We start from the raw sequence: 17,679 nt of genomic DNA, 5'->3' as shown, positions 1-17,679 counted from the left end.
CCGCCCACCAGGACGACCTCCCCGGCCGAAACTCAGACGTACCGCTCCAGGATCGACGACTCCGCCAACCGCGAGAGCCCCTCCCGCACGCTGCGCGCCCGCGCCTCCCCGACCCCGTCCACGGTCTGGAGGTCGTCCACGCTCGCCGCCAGCAGCTTCTGGAGGCCCCCGAAGTGCTCCACCAGCCGCTCGATGATCGCCCCCGGCAGCCTCGGCACCTTCGCCAGCAGCCGGAAGCCCCGCGGGGAGACCGCCGAGTCCAGCGTCTCGGGCGAGCCGCTGTACCCCAGCGCCCGCGCCACCACCGGCAGCTCCAGCAGCTCCGTGTGGCTCAGCGCGTCCAGCTCGGTCAGCGCCTCGGCCACCGTGCGCGACCGCTTCGCCGTCGGCTCGGGAACGTAGTCCCGAACCACCAGCTCCCGCTCCGGCTCCACCCCCGCGATCAGCTCGTCCAGCTGGAGCGAGAGGAGGCGTCCGTCGGTGCCGAGCTCGACCACGTACTCCGCGATCTCGGTCGCGATCCGCCGCACCATCTCCAGCCGCTGCGCCACCGCCGTCACGTCCCGGACGGTGACCAGGTCCTCGATCTCCAGCGCGGAGAGCGTGCCGGCCACCTCGTCCAGGCGCAGCTTGTACCGCTCCAGCGTGGCCAGCGCCTGGTTGGCCCGGGACAGGATCGCGGAGGACTCCTCCAGGACCCGCCGCTCCCCGTGCACGTACAGCGCGATCAGGCGCATGGACTGGGAGACCGAGACGACGGGGAAGCCGCAGGCCTTGGAGACCCGGTCCGCCGTGCGGTGACGGGTCCCCGTCTCCTCGGTGTGGATCGAGGCGTCCGGGACCAGCTGCACCCCGGCCCGCAGGATCTTGGTCATGTCCTTGTCGAGGATCAGAGCCCCGTCGAGCTTGCACAGCTCGCGCAGTCGGGTCGCGGTGAACTCCACGTCCAGCACGAACCCGCCGGTACACATCGACTCGACGGTCTTGTCCATGCCCAGGACGATCAGCCCGCCGGTGTTGCCACGGAGAATGCGCTCCAGGCCGTCCCGCAGGGCCATTCCGGGCGCGACCGCGCTCAACGAGGCGCGCATCAGGGCTTCGTTGCCGGTGCCTTGGCCGGACTTTCCGGGCGCTGTCGCCCGGTCGTTGGCTGCCACTGCACTCCTCCGGTCGACAGGTCTTGCGGTGCCCTTGCGTCCCCCATGCCGTGTCCACGGGCGGGCGAGACCAGGGCAAAGTCTACCGGCGCGCGTTGTCTTCCTGACGAGGCTGCGGCGCCTCCTGACGAGACCGGCGCGGGAGGACCCGCAGAGCATCCCCCATGTCGGCGACTTCTGTGACCTTCATACCCGAAGGAACCCTTCCCGGGTCGGTCGGTACCAAGGCGTGGGTGAAGCCGAGACGGTGTGCCTCGGCCAGTCTCCGCTGGACCCCGGTGACCCTTCTGACCTCGCCCGCGAGCCCCACCTCGCCGATGGCCACCAGGTTCTTGGGGAGCGGGGTGTCGCTGGCGGCACTGGCCAGCGCGAGCGCGATCGCCAGGTCGGCGGCGGGCTCGGTGAGCTTCACGCCGCCCACCGTCGCGCTGTAGATGTCCCGCTTGCCCAGGGCGCTGATCCGGCCGCGCTGCTCCAGCACGGCGAGCATCATCGAGACCCGGGAGGTCTCCAGACCGGAGGTGGTGCGCCGGGGGGAGGGGATCTGGGAGTCGACGGTGAGCGCCTGCACCTCGGCGACCAGGGGCCGCTTGCCCTCCAGCGTCACCGTCAGGCAGGTGCCCGGCACCGCCACGTCGCGCCGGGTCAGGAAGAGGCCGGAGGGGTCCGCGAGGCCGGTGATGCCCTCGTCGTGCAGCTCGAAGCAGCCGACCTCGTCGGTCGCTCCGTAACGGTTCTTGACGCCGCGCACCAGGCGCAGCCGGGCGTGGCGGTCGCCCTCGAAGGAGAGCACCACATCGACCAGGTGCTCCAGCAGCCGGGGCCCCGCGATCGCGCCGTCCTTCGTGACGTGGCCGACCAGCAGCGTGGCCATCCCGCGCTCCTTGGAGGCCCGGATCAGCGCTCCGGCGACCTCCCGGACCTGGGCCATCCCGCCGGGCGCGCCGTCGATCTCGGGCGAGGCGACCGTCTGCACCGAGTCCAGGACGAGCAGCGAGGGCTTCACCGCGTCCAGATGCCCGAGCACCGCCGACAGATCGGTCTCCGCCGCGAGGTAGAGGTGGTCGTTGATCGCCTTGATCCGGTCGGCCCGCATCCGGACCTGGCTCGCGGACTCCTCGGCGGTCACATAGAGCGTGCGGTGGTCCTCGCTCGCCGCCTTGGCCGCCACGTCCAGCAGCAGCGTCGACTTGCCGACGCCCGGCTCGCCCGCCAGCAGCACGACGGCCCCCGGCACGAGCCCGCCGCCGAGCACCCGGTCCAGCTCACCGACGCCCGTCGAACGCGCGGTGGCCTGGCGGCTGTCGACCTGGCCGATCGGGACGGCGGCGGTGGAGACCCGGCCGGCCGCGGTGGTGCGCACGGCGGGGGCGCCGCCGAACTCCTCGACCGTCCCCCATGCCTGGCACTCGGGGCATCGGCCGAGCCATTTGGCGGTGGTCCAGCCGCATTCGGTGCAGCGGTAGGACGGCCGGTCCTTCGCGGATCTCGTACGGGCAGCAGCCATGGCGTCACCGTATAGGTGGGGTCTGACAACGCCGCCCGCGCGGGGGGCGCGGGGCGTTCTCCGCACAGAGGGCGCACGGAAGCAATACGGACGGAATCCGTGATCCCCGTCCCCTTTCGAGGGATACGTTCACCCGTAAGGATTAAATGTACTCAAGGGGGGCTATAGGCACGTCCTCCTTTGCCTACGGTCGCCGGGTGACGAGCAGCAGGCTGCATACCCCCATGCACACCACCGGCGCACACCGGGCGCACCGACGAGCACCCCACGCCTCGGCCCAGCGACCGGCCGCACGTTACGAGCCGCACCTCGACGGCCTCTTCACCTACTGCCTCTCCGTGCTCTGCGACCATGACGCGGCGGCCGAGGCGCTCGGTGCGGTCCTGGCGATCGCGGACCGGCACGACGCCCGGTGCCCCGAGGCCGAGGAGGAACGCCAATCCTGGCTCTACGCGCTGGCCCGGTGGACGTGCCTGCGCACCCTCACCGAGCGCAGGCACGGCCGCCAGGCCCACCGCAGGCCCCCGGCGCCGGCCAGCGGCGCGGGCCCCGCGGAACGCCCCTCGGCCGCCGGGGAGGACACCACCCCCACTCCCGAGGACGCCACTACCCCCACCCCCGAGGACGCCACCACCCCCGACCCCGCCGAGTCCCCGGCCGCCGAGGCCCGCAGACGGGAGCTCGCCACGCTCGCCTGGCCCGAGGCCGCCGGCACCACCCCGGAGCAGCGCGAAGCGCTCGAACTGGCCGTACGCCACCGGCTCACCCCCCGCGCCGTCGCCTCCGTGCTCGGCCTGGAACCGGCCGCCGCCCGGGAGCTCCTGGCCGCGGCGGCCTGCGAGGTCGAGCGGACCCGCGCCGCGCTCGCCGTCGTGGAGAGCGCCGGCTGCCCCACCGTCGCCCGGCTCACCGGCGACCACCAGGTGCTGCTCTCCGCCGCACTCCGCCGCGAGCTGGTCCGGCACGTCGACGACTGCCCGCGCTGCCGCCGCGCCGCCGAACGGGTCGACGCCGCGGGCCCCTGGCCCGGAGCCGCCGTCGCCCCCGCCGCCCCGCTGCCGCTCGTCGAGGCCCCCCGCCCCTCCGTCTACGTCGCCCTGGCCCAGGCCCGGCGCTCCCGCGCGGGCGGCCCGCGCTTCGGCCGCAGCGGTTACCCGCTGGACCCCAAGGACCACGCCGCCCGCCGCGACCGGCTGCGCGCCCGGGTCGTGACGACCACGGTGGTCGCCACCGTGGTCGCCGCCCCGGTGATCGCCCTGTGGGCCGCCTATCGGGGCGCCCCGCTCACCGGCGAGGGACACGACGGCTCCAAGGTCACCGCCACGGAGATCGAGGACGCGGACGAGCACGGCGACGACCCGGCGACCGCCTACGAGGAGGCGGGCAACGCCCGTCCCGGCGACCGGCGCGGTGTCCACTCCCCGGACGTCAGGTCCGAGGTGGTCAGCACCGGAGGCGACCGGGAGAACGCGGGCCGTCTGACCGTCACCGCCCGGACCTCCGGCGCGCTCACGACGATCACGCTGACCGCCTCCGCCCGGGGCCCGGTCGACTGGACGGCCGCCACGGACGCGCGGTGGCTGCGCCTGAGCCGTACGTCGGGCACGCTCGCCGCCGGGCGGTCCACCACGATCACCGTCGCCGTGAACCACGCGGCGGCCCCGCGCGGTCCGTGGCACGCCCGGATCGCGCTCAACCCCTCGGGCTCCGCGGTGCTCATCGACGGCCACGGCGCCACCGCCCCGCCCACCGGTGGCAAGCCGGCCCCGACGCGCCCCGGCCCCGGATCGCCCCGCCCCACGGACCCGCGCCCGACCGACCCGGGTCCGACCGATCCGGGGCCGGGCCCCGGCCCCACCGATCCGGGACCGACCGATCCCGGGCCGACCGATCCGGGCCCCGGGCCCGCCGACCCCGGCCCCACGGACCCCGTACCCACCGATCCCACCCCGACCGACCCGCCCGACCCGGACCCCACGGACCCGCCGCCCCCCTCGCCGGACCCGAGCGAGCCGGGCCCGACGGAGTAAGCGATCCGGGCTCGACGGAGTAACAGCGGCTAACACAATGAGTTGATCTGTCGGTGGGTGATGAGGCAGCAGGCGAGTTTGAGGAAGGCTTCGTGGATGTCGGCTCGGCGTTCCCAGCGGATGCGGAGGCGTTTGAAGCCGTGGAGCCAGGCGAAGCTGCGTTCGACGACCCAGCGGTAGGTTCCCAGTCCGGTGCCGTGGAGGGTGCCGCGGCGGGCGATGGCCGGCACGATGCGGCGTTGGCGGACCTGGTCACGGTAGATGTCGTGGTCGTACCCGCGGTCGGCGAAGACTGAGTCCGGCCTGCGTCGCGGGTGCCCGGTCCGGCCTTTGACGGGTGGGATGGCGTCGATCAGCGGCATGAACTGGGTGACGTCGTTGCGGTTGCCGCCGGTGAGGATCACGGCGAGCGGTGTGCCGTGTCCGTCGGTGATCAGGTGGTGTTTCGATCCGGTTCGGCCACGATCGACCGGACTCGGTCCCGTCAGGCTCCCCCTTTTATGGCACGCACGTGGCTGGAGTCGACCACGGCACGTGACCAGTCGAGGCGGGCCGCCGCGTTGAGCTCGGCCAGCAGCACTTCGTGCAGCTGCTGCCAGACGCCGGCCTCGTTCCAGTCCCGCAATCTCCGCCAGCAGGTCATGCCCGACCCGAAGCCCAACTCCTTCGGCAGGTACTCCCACTGGATGCCGGTATGCAGCACGAAGAGGATGCCGCACAGCACCTGCCGGTCCGGCAGCGGCCTCCGTCCAGGGTGCCGAAACCGACGTTCCTTGCGCGGCAGCAGCGGCTCCATCCGCTCCCACAGGTCATCCGACACGATCCACGGCGAAGTCCCCATGTCCGGACAACGCCCAACTCCTGACGCGGACACGGCCAACAGGACCGATCCACCTCATTGTGTTAGTCGCTGTAAGTGATCCGGGCCTGACGGGGTCAGTGATCCGGGCCTGACGGAGTAAGCAAGCCGGGCCCGACGGAGTAACGGCGTACGGTCGCCCCGGAACCGACGGGATCGGAACGACCGGGTCCTGGTGGCGCCGGGCCGGGCGTCAGCTCTCCGGCGCCACCGGCGCCACCGGTGCCACCGGTGCCACCGGCGGATCCGCCGGGTGCGGGGCCATCGGCAGCAGCGAGGCCAGCCGCTCCTCGCACAGCTCGACCAGCCGGTCGTAGGCCTCCTTGCCCATCAGCTCGATCAGCTCGGGCCGGTAGGTCACATACACCGGGTCCCCGGCCCCGTGCGCGGACGTGGCCGACGTGCACCACCAGTGCAGGTCATGGCCGCCCGGACCCCAGCCCCGGCGGTCGTACTCACCGATCGTCACCTGGAGCACCCGGGTGTCGTCGGGCCGGTCGATCCAGTCGTAGGTACGCCGCACCGGGAGCTGCCAGCAGACGTCCGGCTTGGTCTCCAGCGGCTCCTTGCCCTCCCGCAGCGCCAGGATGTGCAGCGAGCAGCCCGCGCCGGCGGGGAAGCCCGGCCGGTTCTGGAAGATGCAGGACCCCTCCCAGCGGCGCGTCTGGCGTTCGCCGTCCTCGTCGAGGCCGACCCAGCCGCTGTCCGTACCGACGTCGTGGAACTGCCACAGCTCGGGGGTGAGCCGGGCCACGTTCTCGGCGACCCGCTTCTCGTCGTCCTCGTCGGAGAAGTGCGCGCCCAGCGTGCAGCAGCCGTCATCGGCGCGGCCCGCCTGGATGCCCTGGCAGCCGCTGCCGAAGATGCACGTCCACCGGGAGGTCAGCCACGTCAGATCGCAGCGGAAGACCTGGTCGTCGTCGCCGGGGTCCGGGAACTCCACCCAGGCCCGCGCGAAGTCGATGCCCTTCTCGTCGGACGGGTCGGGCGTACGGACATCCGACGCGTCCGCTTCCGGCTGTGATGTTTCCCCGTTCACCTTCTGCTTCTTCGGGTTCTTCGTTGCTTTGCCCGGCTTCGCCTTTTTCGTCTTTGGCACGAACCCAGAGTAAGACGCGACGGCGCAGTAGCGTTCCGGTATGAGACTCGGAGTCCTCGACGTGGGGTCGAACACGGTTCATCTGCTGGTGGTGGACGCCCACCCCGGCGCCCGCCCGCTGCCCGCGCACTCGCACAAGGCCGAGCTCCGGCTCGCCGAACTGCTCGACGAGACCGGTGCGATCGGTCCGCCCGGCGTGGACCGGCTCGTGGCGACGATCACCGGGGCGGTCCAGGCCGCCGAGGACAAGGGGTGCGAGGACGTGCTCGCCTTCGCCACCTCCGCGGTGCGCGAGGCGACCAACGCGGACCTGGTCCTGGAGCGCGTACGGGTCGAGACCGGCGTCGACCTCGCCGTCCTCAGCGGCGAGGAGGAGGCCCGGCTGACCTTCCTGGCCGCCCGCCGCTGGTTCGGCTGGTCGGCGGGGAAGCTGCTGGTCCTGGACATCGGGGGCGGCTCGCTGGAGATCGCCTTCGGGATCGACGAGGAGCCGGACACGGCCGTCTCCCTGCCGCTCGGCGCGGGCCGCCTCACCGGCGCCTGGCTGCCGGACGACCCGGCGGTCCCGGAGCAGGTCCGGGCGCTGCGCCGGCACGTACGGGCCACCATCGCGCGGACCGTGGGCGAGTTCAGCCGCTCCGGCCGCCCCGACCACGTCGTCGCCACCTCCAAGACCTTCAAACAGCTCGCCCGGATAGCCGGCGCCGCCCGCTCCACCGAGGGCCTCTACGTCCAGCGCTGTCTCAGCCGCAGTGCCCTGGAGGAGTGGGTGCCCAAGCTGGCCGCGATGACGGTCGAGGAGCGCGGCCGACTGCCCGGTGTCTCCGAGGGCCGGGCCGCCCAGCTGCTCGCCGGGGCGCTGGTGGCCGAGGGGGCGATGGACCTGTTCGGCGTGGAGGAGCTGGAGATCTGCCCCTGGGCGCTGCGCGAGGGCGTCATCCTGCGCCGCCTGGACCACCTCCCGGCGGAACGGGCCGCGCTGCCCGGGTGACCCCCGGTGCCCATGGCCCTGATCACTTTCCGCCCGGCTCCCTCGGCGCGGCGCACCACTGCCCGTACCCTGTCCAGGTGGCAGAACCAGTGGTGCGCATCCCCGATGCGAAGGTCGCCCTGTCAACGGCCTCGGTCTACCCCGAGTCCACCGCAACGGCCTTCGAGATCGCCGCGCGCCTGGGGTACGACGGCGTCGAGGTCATGGTCTGGACCGACCCCGTCAGCCAGGACATCCAGGCCCTGCGCCGGCTCTCCGACTACCACCAGGTCCCGATCCTCGCGGTCCACGCGCCCTGCCTCCTGATCACCCAGCGCGTCTGGTCCACCGACCCCTGGGTCAAGCTCCAGCGGGCCAGGGCGGCCGCCGAGAAGCTCGGCGCCTCCACCGTCGTGGTGCACCCGCCCTTCCGGTGGCAGCGCAACTACGCCCGGGACTTCGTGACCGGGATCTGGCGGATGGCCGACGAGACGGATGTCCGGTTCGCCGTCGAGAACATGTACCCGTGGCGCTACCGGGACCGCGAGATGCTCGCGTACGCCCCCGACTGGGACGTCACCAACGACGACTACCGGCACTTCACGGTCGACCTCTCGCACACCGCGACCGCCCGCACCGACAGCCTCGCCATGGTGGAACGGATGGGGGACCGGCTCGCCCACGTCCATCTCGCCGACGGCAAGGGTTCGGCCAAGGACGAGCACCTGGTGCCGGGCCGGGGTGACCAGCCGTGCGCGGAGCTGCTGGAGCGCCTCGCCCGTACGTCGTTCGACGGCCATGTCGTCATCGAGGTCAACACGCGGCGCGCGATGTCCTCCGCCGAACGTGAGGCCGACCTCGCCGAGGCCCTGGCCTTCACCCGGCTCCACCTCGCCTCGGCCGCCGACCCGGCCCCCGAGCCCCGCCGCCCATGACACCGGACTTCCGGCACCTGTCGCTGCCACCGGACTCCCGGCACCCGTCCCTGACACCGGACTTCCGGCACCCGTCCCTGACACCGGACCGCCCATGACCGGGGACGCACCCGGCCCCCGGCGCCGGGGGCGCCCGTCCCGCCAGGCCGCGTCCGACGGGCCCGACGCCCGTACGCGCATCCTCCAGGCGGCCCGTACCGAGTTCGCCGAGCGCGGCTACGACAAGACCTCCATCCGCCAGGTCGCCAAGGCCGCCGGGGTCGACGCGGCCCTCGTCCACCACTACTTCGGTACGAAGGACGAGGTCTTCGCCGCCGCCGTCGAGCTCTCCTTCGAACCGGCCCTGGTCATCCCCGCCGTCCTCGGCGGCCCCCCGGAGGGCCTGGGGGAGCGGCTGGCCCGCTACTTCCTCTCCGTATGGGAGAACCCGGCCACCCGTGCCCCGCTCCTGGCGGTCCTGCGCTCCGCGCTCACCCACGAGGCGGCGGCGAAGGTGCTGCGCGGCTTCGTCCTGCGGCGGCTGCTGGAGCGGATCGCCGCGGACCTCGACGTCCCCGACGCCACCTTCCGCGCGGAGCTGGCCGCCTCGCACATGCTCGGCATCGCGATGCTGCGGTACGTGATCCGCGCCGAGCCGCTCGCGTCGGCGGACCCGGAGGACATCGTCACGATGGTCGCCCCGACGCTCCAGCGATACTTGACGGAGAGCTGAGCCGTCCGGGCCGGGCACGGCGCGTGCCCATCCAGCGACCATCGCGTCCCGCATTCCGGACAGCCTGTCCAGATCTTGGATTCGAGGCGTACGCTCGAAGGCAGTCTTTCTTTACTGTCGGAGGCAGTCCCCCTGCCGAAGGAGCGAGCGACGATGCCCCAGCTGAGGTCCCGCACGGTCACCCACGGACGCAACATGGCGGGCGCGCGCGCCCTTATGCGCGCGTCGGGCGTAGCGAGCGCGGACATCGGCAAGCCGATCATCGCGGTCGCCAACTCCTTCACCGAGTTCGTCCCCGGCCACACCCATCTCGCCCCGGTCGGCCGGATCGTCTCCGAGGCGATCCTGGCGGCGGGCGCGGTTCCGCGCGAGTTCAACACCATCGCCGTGGACGACGGCATCGCCATGGGCCACGGCGGCATGCTCTACAGCCTGCCCTCGCGCGACCTGATCGCCGACTCCGTCGAGTACATGGTCGAGGCGCACTGCGCGGACGCGCTGATCTGCATCTCCAACTGCGACAAGATCACCCCGGGCATGCTGATGGCCGCCATGCGCCTCAACATCCCCACCGTCTTCGTCTCCGGCGGTCCGATGGAGGCCGGCAAGGCCACCCTCGTCGACGGCACCGTGCGAAAACTCGACCTGGTCAACGCGATCAGCGACGCGGTCGACGAGTCCATCTCCGACGAGGACATCCTCCGCATCGAGGAGAACGCCTGCCCCACCTGCGGCAGCTGTTCCGGCATGTTCACCGCCAACTCGATGAACTGCCTGACCGAGGCCCTCGGCCTCTCCCTCCCCGGCAACGGCTCGGTCCTCGCCACCCACACCGCCCGCAAGGCGCTGTACGAGAACGCCGGCCGCACGGTCGTCGACATCACCCAGCGGTACTACGAGCAGGACGACGAGACGGTCCTGCCCCGCGCCATCGGCACCCGCGCCGCGTTCGACAACGCCATGGCGCTGGACATCGCCATGGGCGGCTCGACCAACACGATCCTGCACCTGCTGGCCGCCGCCGAGGAAGCCGAGCTGGCGTACGACCTCGACGACATCAACGAGGTCTCGCGCCGTGTCCCGTGCCTGGCCAAGGTCGCCCCGAACGTCGCCCCCGGCGGTACGTACTACATGGAGGACGTCCACCGCGCCGGCGGCATCCCCGCCCTGCTCGGCGAGCTCCACCGCGGCGGTCTGCTCAACGAGGACGTGCACTCCGTGCACTCCGACACCCTCGCCGAGTGGCTGAAGAACTGGGACGTGCGCGGCGGCTCCCCGTCCCCCGAGGCCGTCGAACTCTGGCACGCGGCCCCCGGCTGCGTCCGTTCCGCGACCGCGTTCTCCCAGTCCGAGCGGTGGGACACCCTCGACCTGGACGCGGCGGGCGGCTGCATCCGCGATGTCGAGCACGCCTACTCCAAGGACGGCGGGCTCGCCGTCCTCAAGGGCAACCTCGCCGTGGACGGCTGCGTCGTGAAGACGGCCGGCGTCGACGAGTCGATCTGGACCTTCGAGGGCCCGGCCGTCGTCTGCGAGTCGCAGGAGGAGGCCGTCGACAAGATCCTCCGCAAGGAGATCAAGGCAGGCGACGTCGTCGTCATCCGCTACGAGGGCCCGCGCGGCGGCCCCGGCATGCAGGAGATGCTCTACCCCACCTCCTTCCTCAAGGGCCGGGGCCTGGGCAAGGTCTGCGCCCTGGTCACCGACGGCCGCTTCTCCGGCGGTACGTCGGGCCTGTCCATCGGCCACGCCTCACCCGAGGCGGCCTCCGGCGGCACGATCGCCCTCGTCGAGGACGGCGACCGCATCCGGATCGACATCCCGAACCGCTCCATCGAGCTGCTGGTCGACGACGCCGAACTGACCGTCCGCCGCGAGGCGCTGAATGGTGTGTACGCGCCCAAGGCCCGCGAGCGCAAGGTCTCCGCCGCCCTGCGCGCGTACGCGGCGATGGCGACGAGCGCGGACCGCGGCGCGGTCAGGGACGTCTCCAAGCTGGGCTGACCCTGTCGGGGGAGCCGCACTCGGCTCCCCCTCCCTCCGGCGCCCGTACGTCAGCCCCTCCGGCGCTTGAGGAGCGGGCCCCGCCTGTCCAGCCCCTCCGGCGCTTGAGGAGCGGGGCACGGGGCAGAGCCCCGGGTGGACCCGCACCCGCCCCCCACCCGAGCCATCGGCGCCAAGGGCGCCCCCTCACCAACCCCCCGGCTCCAGCCCGTCCACAGCGAACACCGACCCGTCCGGCGCCGTCCCCACGACCACCCGCCCCGCCGCCACCGGCGCCGGCAGGTCGGACGCGTACGTCAGCTTCCCCCCGCTCAGCCGCGCCCGGGTCTGCCCCACCAGCGCCCCCCGCCCCGTGTCGACGGCCAGCAGCCGCCCGTCCGCGGCGGAGAAGTACAGGTGCCCGCCCTCCCCGAGCACCGGCGCGGACCCCCTCCCCACCCCGGTCTCCAGCCGCCACAGCTCCGCCTTCCCGCTCCCCGCTCCGGTGTCCACGGCCAGCAGCGACCCGCCCCGCCCCAGCAGGTACGCGGCGTCGCCGCCCATCACCACCTGCGGCTCGTCCAGCCGGAACGGCAGCGCGATCCGTACGGCCGAGCGCTTCCCAGGCGCGTACCGCACCAGCCCGACCGTCTGCATGTCCGCGTTCATCGCCGTCAGGACGAGCTCCCCGGCCCCCGCGGTCGAGACCGGCGTGAGCATCCCGTCCAGCCGCCGCTGCCACGAGGTCCGGCCGCTCGCCGCGTCCACGGCGGTCATCAGGGTGGAGGTGCCGGCCGCCGAGTGCTCGAAGGCGTACGCGAGGCCGGACGCCTCGTCGTACAGCCCGAAGTCGGGCCGTACGTGTCCCGCCGGCGCCCGCTCCCACCGCTCCACCCCGCTCGCGCCGTCCAGCGCCGTGACCGTGCCGCCGTCGGCCACGACCAGCAGCGTGGAGCCAGCGGAGAACGAGGAGCCGGGACTCGCGGAGAGGCCGGTCTCCCGTACGGGAACGCCCTTCACCGGGTCGTACGCGCGCAGCTTCCCGTCCGGACCGGCCGAGAGCACGACTCCGCCCGAGACGACGGGCGCCGAGGCCTCGCGGAGCGCGGTGTTCCGGTCCGACCAGAGCACGCGCCCGTTCGCGGGGTCGATCCGCGCGGTCCCGGTCCCGTCCACCGCGCAGTACAGCGCCGCACCGACCCCGGCGGAGGCACAGACAGGCGTCGCGCTCCCGGAGGCCCGCAACGTGGTACTCCACGGCGAGAAGGCGACGCCTTCCGCACTCTTCCGCTCCGGCGCCTCCGCAGCCCCACCGCCGCCACCACCGCCACCCCACACCGCGAACCCACCGGCCCCCACTCCCGCCACCACCAGAAGCAGCGCCGCCGCGATCACCAGCCGACCACGCCCCACCCGCCACCGCCGAGCCGGCACGGCCGCCCCGCGCACATGCGTAGCGTCCTCGGCCCCTTCCCGCCCACCGGCACCGGCCTCCACGGCCCCCGGCCCCGTACGCCGCTGAGCCGGTATGAACGCGGCAGCCTCGTACGACGGCGGCCGCAGCGCCGCCATCACCTCGTTGGGCGTGGGCCGGTCCGCCGGGTCCTTCGCCAGGCACCGGCCGACCAGCTCGGCGAGATCCTCCGGCACCCCGCTGAGGTCCGCCTCGTCGTGCACCACCTGGTACGCCACGATGTACGGGCTGTCCGAGTCGAACGGCCCACGCCCGGTGGCCGCGTGGACGAGCACCGCCCCCAGCGCGAACACATCGGCGGCCGGCCCGACCTCGCGGGGCCGCTGGAACTGTTCGGGCGCCATATAGGGCGGCGAGCCGATCAACTTGCCGGTCTCGGTGCGCAGATCACTGTCGTACGGGCGGGAGATCCCGAAGTCGATGACCTTCGGGCCCGCGTCGGAGAGCAGCACGTTGCTCGGCTTCAGGTCGCGGTGGATGACACCGGCCCGGTGGATGTCCCGCAGCGCCTCGGCCAGTCCGGCGGTCAGCCTGCGCAGCTCGGCGGGGGCCAGCGGGCCGTTCCGCTTCACCTGCTCGGCGAGGGTCGGCCCGGGTACGTACAGGGTCGCCATCCACGGGCGTACGGCCTCCGGATCGGCGTCCACGACCGGCGCGGTGAACGCTCCGCTGACCCGCCGTGCGGCCGCCACCTCCTGCCGGAACCGGGCCCTGAACTCGGGGTCCGCCGCGTACGGCCGGTGCACCACCTTCACCGCCAGCTGAAGCCCGGAGGCGGAGCGCGCCAGATGAACGACACCCATGCCACCCGAGCCGAGACATGCCTCAAGGCGGTAGGTACCCGCATATTCCGGAAACTCCGCTTCCGGATGCGCTCCGGCCCCTGGCAGCGGCGGCATCGCCCACCCCCGTGTGTTGATGCGCAAACGCGACGCACGGAGCCTAGTCGATGGTGCGTGCGAGCGGCGCGGGGCTTGTTAGCCTGCGCGTCGTACGGCTTCGTACGCATCGTTTCTCAACGGGGGAGGCCCTCATGGGCGTTGACGAGCAGGCGACGGACCAGGCGGCGAAGACCGCCACGGCACCGGACGAAACCACCACCACGGCGACCTCGTCGACCCACAAGTACCCGATCGCCCCCGGCCACCGGGTCAACGTCCGCACCGGCCCCGGCACCAGCTACCGGATCGTGCGGACGCTCCCGCTTGGGATGAAGGTCCCGATCTACTGCCAGAAGCCCGGCGAGCGGGTCACCGGCCCGTACGGCACGTCGAACCTCTGGGACAACATCGCCAACGGCCAGTTCATCTCCGACACCTACGTCCTCACCGGCGCCGACGGCTACGTCGCTCCGCGCTGCGACTGACCGGCCCGCCGAGCCGCTCGCTCACGGAACCGGTCGCGGCCCGGGGATAATCGACCCCGTGAGCGAGAACAGCGAGAACAGCCAAACACCCGGCACGCCCCAGGCCACACCGCCGGGCCCGCAGCCCGAGCCCATCCGCTTCTTCGGGACGACCTGGGTCGACCACGACGGCGGTTACGGCCTGCGGCGCGCCGGCGTCGCGGCCGGCTCGCTCGCCGCCGCCGTGGCCGCCTGCTTCGTCCTGCGTTTCGCCTTCCAGGGCCTGCAGATCGCGGAGGTCGGCAGCCTGGTCGGAATGCTGGTGATCGTGATGTTCGCGATCTGCAGCGCCGTCGCGTTCCGCAAGACCTGGGAGTCCTTCGGCGCCCGGCCCAAGGACCCGGCCCGCGAGGACGCTCTGCGCGGCCTGAAGTCGATCGGCTTCATCGGCTCGCTCCTCGCCTATTTCGTCCGCTCGCTCATCGAGGCCCCGGGCGAGAAGCTGCGCCGTACGGAGTACGAGAGTGCCCGCGCCCAGTTCGAGAAGCGCCGCTCGACCCGCACGGGCAACCCGGCGGCCCGCAAGCGCCCCAAGCGCCGCTGACCGGCCCGTCACAGCACCGACAACACCTCCTCCACCCACCGCACCCTCTTGACGAAGGGACCCGTCAGCTCTTTAATTCATCACATGATGAATAACGACCCCGGAAGGAACCGGCCGCCACCCGCTTCAGCCGTGCAAGCCCACGGCCTCACCGTCGTACGCGGCACCCGCACGGTCCTGCGCGACCTCGACTTCAGACTCGAACCCGGAACCATCACCGGCCTCCTCGGCCCCTCCGGCTGCGGCAAGACCACGCTGATGCGCGCGGTCGCCGGCACCCAGGCCAAGGTGACGGGCACGCTCACCGTCCTCGGCCACCCCGCCGGAGCCCCAGCCCTCCGCCCGCGCATCGGCTACGTCACCCAGGCGCCCTCCGTCTACACGGACCTCACCGTCCGCCAGAACCTGGACTACTTCGCCGCCGTCCTCCACCCCGGCCGCGCCCACCGGGACACGCGCCGGGCCGCGGTCACCCGGGCCATCGAGGAGGTGGACCTCACCACCCACGCCGACGCGCTCGCCGCCGCACTCTCCGGCGGCCAGCGCAGCCGCGTCTCTCTGGCGGTGGCTCTGCTCTCCACACCTGACCTGCTGGTCCTGGACGAACCGACGGTCGGCCTGGACCCGGTCCTCCGCCGCGACCTCTGGGACCTCTTCCACCACCTCGCCGCCGACCGGGGCGCCACGCTCCTCATCTCGTCCCATGTCATGGACGAGGCCGAACGCTGCCACCGCCTCCTCCTCATGCGCGAGGGCCGCATCCTCGCCGAGGACACCCCGGAGGCACTCCGCACCCGCACCGGCACGGAGACGGTGGAGGCGGCCTTCCTCCACCTGGTCGACGAGGCGGCAGCCACTCAAGGGAAGGAGCCGCAGCCATGACGGCGACCACCACCAGCCCGCTCACCTACTCCCGTACGACAGCCACCGCCGCCCGGGTCCTGCGCCAGCTCCGCCACGACCGGCGCACGGTCGCACTCCTCCTCATCGTCCCGGTAGCGATGATCACGCTGCTCCGTTACGTCTTCGACGGCGCACCCGGGACGTTCGACTCGATCGGCGCCTCGCTCCTCGGCATCTTCCCGCTGATCACGATGTTCCTGGTGACCTCGATCGCCACCCTGCGCGAACGCACCTCCGGCACACTCGAACGCCTCCTGGCCCTCCCGCTCGGCAAGGGCGACCTGATCGCCGGGTACGCCCTCGCGTTCGGGACGGTCGCGGTCGTCCAGTCCGTCCTGGCGACGGCCGTCTCGGTCTGGCTGCTCGGCCTGGACGTCACCGGCTCACCGTGGCTGCTGCTCCTGGTCGCGCTGCTCGACGCCCTGCTCGGCACGGCGCTCGGCCTCTTCGTCTCGGCGTTCGCCGCCTCCGAGTTCCAGGCGGTCCAGTTCATGCCGGCGGTGATCTTCCCGCAGCTGCTGCTCTGCGGCCTGTTCATCCCACGCGACCGGATGCACCCGGTCCTGGAGGCGATTTCGAACGTCCTGCCGATGTCGTACGCCGTCGACGGCATGAACCAGGTCCTCCACCACGCCGACCTCACCGGCGCCTTCCTCCGGGACATCGCGGTCGTCGCGGGCAGCGCGCTCCTGGTCCTCTGCCTGGGCGCGATCACGCTCCGCCGCCGCACGCAGTGAGACGCCACCGCACGCTCCGGGACCCCGGTGCGAGGATGACGGCAAGACGACGGCTACGCATCCGACGCATCCCGACCCCAGCACCGCCCGGAGGGTGAACACATGACCCAGACAGTCGCAGTCCTCGGCACCGGCAAGATCGGCGAGGCCCTCCTCAGCGGCATGATCCGGGCAGGCTGGCGACCGGCCGACCTCCTGGTGACCACACGCCGCAGCGAACGGGCCGAGGAACTGCACACGCGGTACGGAGTCGAGTCGATCGGCAACGCCGAGGCGGCGAAGGCGGCGGACATCCTCATCCTGGCAGTGAAGCCGCAGGACATGGGCAAGCTCCTCGACGAACTGGCCCCGCACGTCACCGCCGACCGCCTGGTCATCAGCGCGGCCGCCGGCATCACGACCACGTTCATCGAGGAGCGGCTCACACAGGGCACCCCGGTAGTCAGGGTCATGCCCAACACCCCGGTCCTGGTGGACGAGGGCATGTCCGTCATCTCGGCCGGCAGCCACGCCACCGGCGCGCACCTCACCACCACCGAGGAGATCTTCGGCGGCGTCGGCAAGACCCTGCGCGTCCCGGAGTCCCAGCAGGACGCCGCCACCGCCCTCTCCGGCTCCGGCCCCGCCTACTTCTACTTCCTGGTCGAGGCGATGACCGACGCCGGCATCCTGCTCGGCCTGCCGCGAGCCCAGGCCCACGACCTCATCGTCCAGGCCGCCATCGGCGCGGCGGTGATGCTCCGGGACAGCGGCGAACACCCGGTCAAGCTCCGCGAGGCCGTCACCAGCCCCGCCGGCACCACGATCAGCGCCATCCGCGAACTGGAGAACCACGGCGTACGAGCCGCCCTCATCGCGGCCCTCGAAGCAGCGCGCGACCGCAGCCGCGAACTGGCCTCCGGCAACGGCTGACCCCCGTCCCGGCCGGGGGTTGACACGCCCCGGCCGGAACCGTAATGTGCTCCGAGTTGTCCGACGTGAGCGCCGACCCCGGTCGGTCCCCGGACAGCCATTCCGCAGTGACCACGACCAGCAGCGACTCCGTGTCGTCTGCTTTTTCGTGCGCATTCGCGAAATGAGGAATCCGCGTTCGAAGGGACGCACCCCGATTAGCGTCGGGGGCCAGGAATCCGCTAATGTCTCACTCGTCGGAACGGCCCAACGGCCGGGAGGACAAGCCCCGCTGACTGGGAATCAGGCCCGAAAGGATCTGATAGAGTCGGACTCGCCGGAAAGGGAAAACGCGAAAGCGAAGAACCTGGAAAGCGGAAAACAGCAGGACCGCTTGACCCGCTTCGACCGGGAATCGGACAGGAAAGAGTCTGATAGAGTCGGAAACGCAAGAACGAAGGGAAGCGCCCGGA

Annotated in this window: 14 protein-coding genes and 1 pseudogene; 10 read left to right on the top strand and 5 right to left on the bottom strand. The window is 72.2% G+C overall.

Annotated elements, in window-relative coordinates; genetic code table 11:
* Positions 1-32: 32 nt before the first annotated feature.
* Both disA and radA read right to left on the bottom strand, forming a co-directional pair.
* Complete coding sequence (gene disA / locus ACIQAK_RS27815) at positions 33-1,157, bottom strand: DNA integrity scanning diadenylate cyclase DisA (RefSeq protein ID WP_366391829.1); 1,125 nt, start codon at positions 1,155-1,157, stop codon at positions 33-35.
* Between the two features lie 82 nt (positions 1,158-1,239).
* Positions 1,240-2,664, bottom strand: coding sequence for a DNA repair protein RadA (gene radA, locus ACIQAK_RS27810; protein WP_366391830.1), 1,425 nt, complete (start codon positions 2,662-2,664; stop codon positions 1,240-1,242).
* A 146-nt stretch (positions 2,665-2,810) separates the two neighbouring features.
* Between radA and ACIQAK_RS27805 the strand changes: the two genes are divergently transcribed.
* Positions 2,811-4,694, top strand: coding sequence for a BACON domain-containing protein (locus ACIQAK_RS27805; RefSeq protein ID WP_366391831.1), 1,884 nt, complete (start codon positions 2,811-2,813; stop codon positions 4,692-4,694).
* 29 nt (positions 4,695-4,723) lie between these two features.
* On the opposite strand, the pseudogene ACIQAK_RS27800 reads toward ACIQAK_RS27805, so the two are convergent.
* Positions 4,724-5,552: pseudogene (locus ACIQAK_RS27800) on the bottom strand (IS5 family transposase).
* A gap of 194 nt (positions 5,553-5,746) precedes the next feature.
* On the bottom strand, positions 5,747-6,652 hold the full coding sequence (locus ACIQAK_RS27795) for a hypothetical protein (protein ID WP_366391832.1): 906 nt from the start codon (positions 6,650-6,652) through the stop codon (positions 5,747-5,749).
* A gap of 40 nt (positions 6,653-6,692) precedes the next feature.
* Here ACIQAK_RS27795 and ACIQAK_RS27790 point away from each other — a divergent pair, with 40 nt between their 5' ends.
* From ACIQAK_RS27790 to ilvD, 4 genes are all read left to right on the top strand, one after another.
* Entirely contained in the window at positions 6,693-7,643 is a 951-nt protein-coding gene (locus ACIQAK_RS27790; RefSeq protein ID WP_366391833.1) for a Ppx/GppA phosphatase family protein, read from the top strand.
* Between the two features lie 89 nt (positions 7,644-7,732).
* Positions 7,733-8,557, top strand: a complete 825-nt coding sequence (locus ACIQAK_RS27785) for a sugar phosphate isomerase/epimerase (RefSeq protein WP_366391852.1) — start codon at positions 7,733-7,735, stop codon at positions 8,555-8,557.
* Positions 8,558-8,651: 94 nt separating this feature from the next.
* Positions 8,652-9,269 carry a TetR family transcriptional regulator gene (locus tag ACIQAK_RS27780; protein WP_366391834.1) on the top strand — a complete coding sequence of 206 codons (618 nt, stop codon included), beginning with the start codon at positions 8,652-8,654 and terminating at the stop codon, positions 9,267-9,269.
* A 153-nt stretch (positions 9,270-9,422) separates the two neighbouring features.
* Positions 9,423-11,273: a dihydroxy-acid dehydratase gene (gene ilvD, locus ACIQAK_RS27775; RefSeq protein ID WP_366391835.1), complete on the top strand. Its 1,851-nt coding sequence runs from the start codon at positions 9,423-9,425 to the stop codon at positions 11,271-11,273.
* Between the two features lie 186 nt (positions 11,274-11,459).
* On the opposite strand, the gene ACIQAK_RS27770 is transcribed toward ilvD, so the two are convergent.
* Positions 11,460-13,625, bottom strand: a complete 2,166-nt coding sequence (locus tag ACIQAK_RS27770; RefSeq protein ID WP_366391836.1) for a protein kinase domain-containing protein — start codon at positions 13,623-13,625, stop codon at positions 11,460-11,462.
* A 134-nt stretch (positions 13,626-13,759) separates the two neighbouring features.
* Here ACIQAK_RS27770 and ACIQAK_RS27765 point away from each other — a divergent pair, with 134 nt between their 5' ends.
* The 5 genes from ACIQAK_RS27765 (at position 13,760) to proC (ending at position 17,227) form a co-directional block, all read left to right on the top strand.
* Positions 13,760-14,092: an SH3 domain-containing protein gene (locus ACIQAK_RS27765; RefSeq protein ID WP_366391837.1), complete on the top strand. Its 333-nt coding sequence runs from the start codon at positions 13,760-13,762 to the stop codon at positions 14,090-14,092.
* A gap of 58 nt (positions 14,093-14,150) precedes the next feature.
* Complete coding sequence (locus ACIQAK_RS27760; RefSeq protein WP_366391838.1) at positions 14,151-14,675, top strand: hypothetical protein; 525 nt, start codon at positions 14,151-14,153, stop codon at positions 14,673-14,675.
* A gap of 84 nt (positions 14,676-14,759) precedes the next feature.
* Entirely contained in the window at positions 14,760-15,557 is a 798-nt protein-coding gene (locus ACIQAK_RS27755) for an ABC transporter ATP-binding protein (protein ID WP_366391839.1), read from the top strand.
* Positions 15,554-16,315, top strand: coding sequence for an ABC transporter permease (locus ACIQAK_RS27750; protein ID WP_366391840.1), 762 nt, complete (start codon positions 15,554-15,556; stop codon positions 16,313-16,315). Before ACIQAK_RS27755 ends, ACIQAK_RS27750 begins: the two co-directional genes overlap by 4 nt.
* Before the next feature lie 102 nt (positions 16,316-16,417).
* The gene (gene proC / locus ACIQAK_RS27745) at positions 16,418-17,227 is read left to right on the top strand and encodes a pyrroline-5-carboxylate reductase (RefSeq protein ID WP_366391841.1); all 810 of its coding nucleotides are present in this window, start codon (positions 16,418-16,420) and stop codon (positions 17,225-17,227) included.
* Positions 17,228-17,679: the final 452 nt, after the last annotated feature.

The organism is Streptomyces sp. NPDC088706 (assembly GCF_044752765.1).
Classification (GTDB): Bacteria; Actinomycetota; Actinomycetes; order Streptomycetales; family Streptomycetaceae; genus Streptomyces.
Note: the sequence above shows the minus strand (reverse complement) of the source record. Positions and strands in the feature narration are given on the sequence as shown.

Bases quoted from the DNA above. Each gene is read 5' to 3' on its own strand.
- ACIQAK_RS27755 (WP_366391839.1), top strand. From the start codon at position 14,760: ATGATGAATAACGACCCCGGAAGGAACCGGCCGCCACCCGCTTCAGCC.
- ACIQAK_RS27770 (WP_366391836.1), bottom strand. From the start codon at position 13,625: ATGCCGCCGCTGCCAGGGGCCGGAGCGCATCCGGAAGCGGAGTTTCCG.
- ACIQAK_RS27805 (WP_366391831.1), top strand. From the start codon at position 2,811: ATGTACTCAAGGGGGGCTATAGGCACGTCCTCCTTTGCCTACGGTCGC.
- ACIQAK_RS27780 (WP_366391834.1), top strand. From the start codon at position 8,652: ATGACCGGGGACGCACCCGGCCCCCGGCGCCGGGGGCGCCCGTCCCGC.
- ACIQAK_RS27790 (WP_366391833.1), top strand. From the start codon at position 6,693: ATGAGACTCGGAGTCCTCGACGTGGGGTCGAACACGGTTCATCTGCTG.
- proC (WP_366391841.1), top strand. From the start codon at position 16,418: ATGACCCAGACAGTCGCAGTCCTCGGCACCGGCAAGATCGGCGAGGCC.
- radA (WP_366391830.1), bottom strand. From the start codon at position 2,664: ATGGCTGCTGCCCGTACGAGATCCGCGAAGGACCGGCCGTCCTACCGC.
- ACIQAK_RS27765 (WP_366391837.1), top strand. From the start codon at position 13,760: ATGGGCGTTGACGAGCAGGCGACGGACCAGGCGGCGAAGACCGCCACG.
- ilvD (WP_366391835.1), top strand. From the start codon at position 9,423: ATGCCCCAGCTGAGGTCCCGCACGGTCACCCACGGACGCAACATGGCG.
- ACIQAK_RS27750 (WP_366391840.1), top strand. From the start codon at position 15,554: ATGACGGCGACCACCACCAGCCCGCTCACCTACTCCCGTACGACAGCC.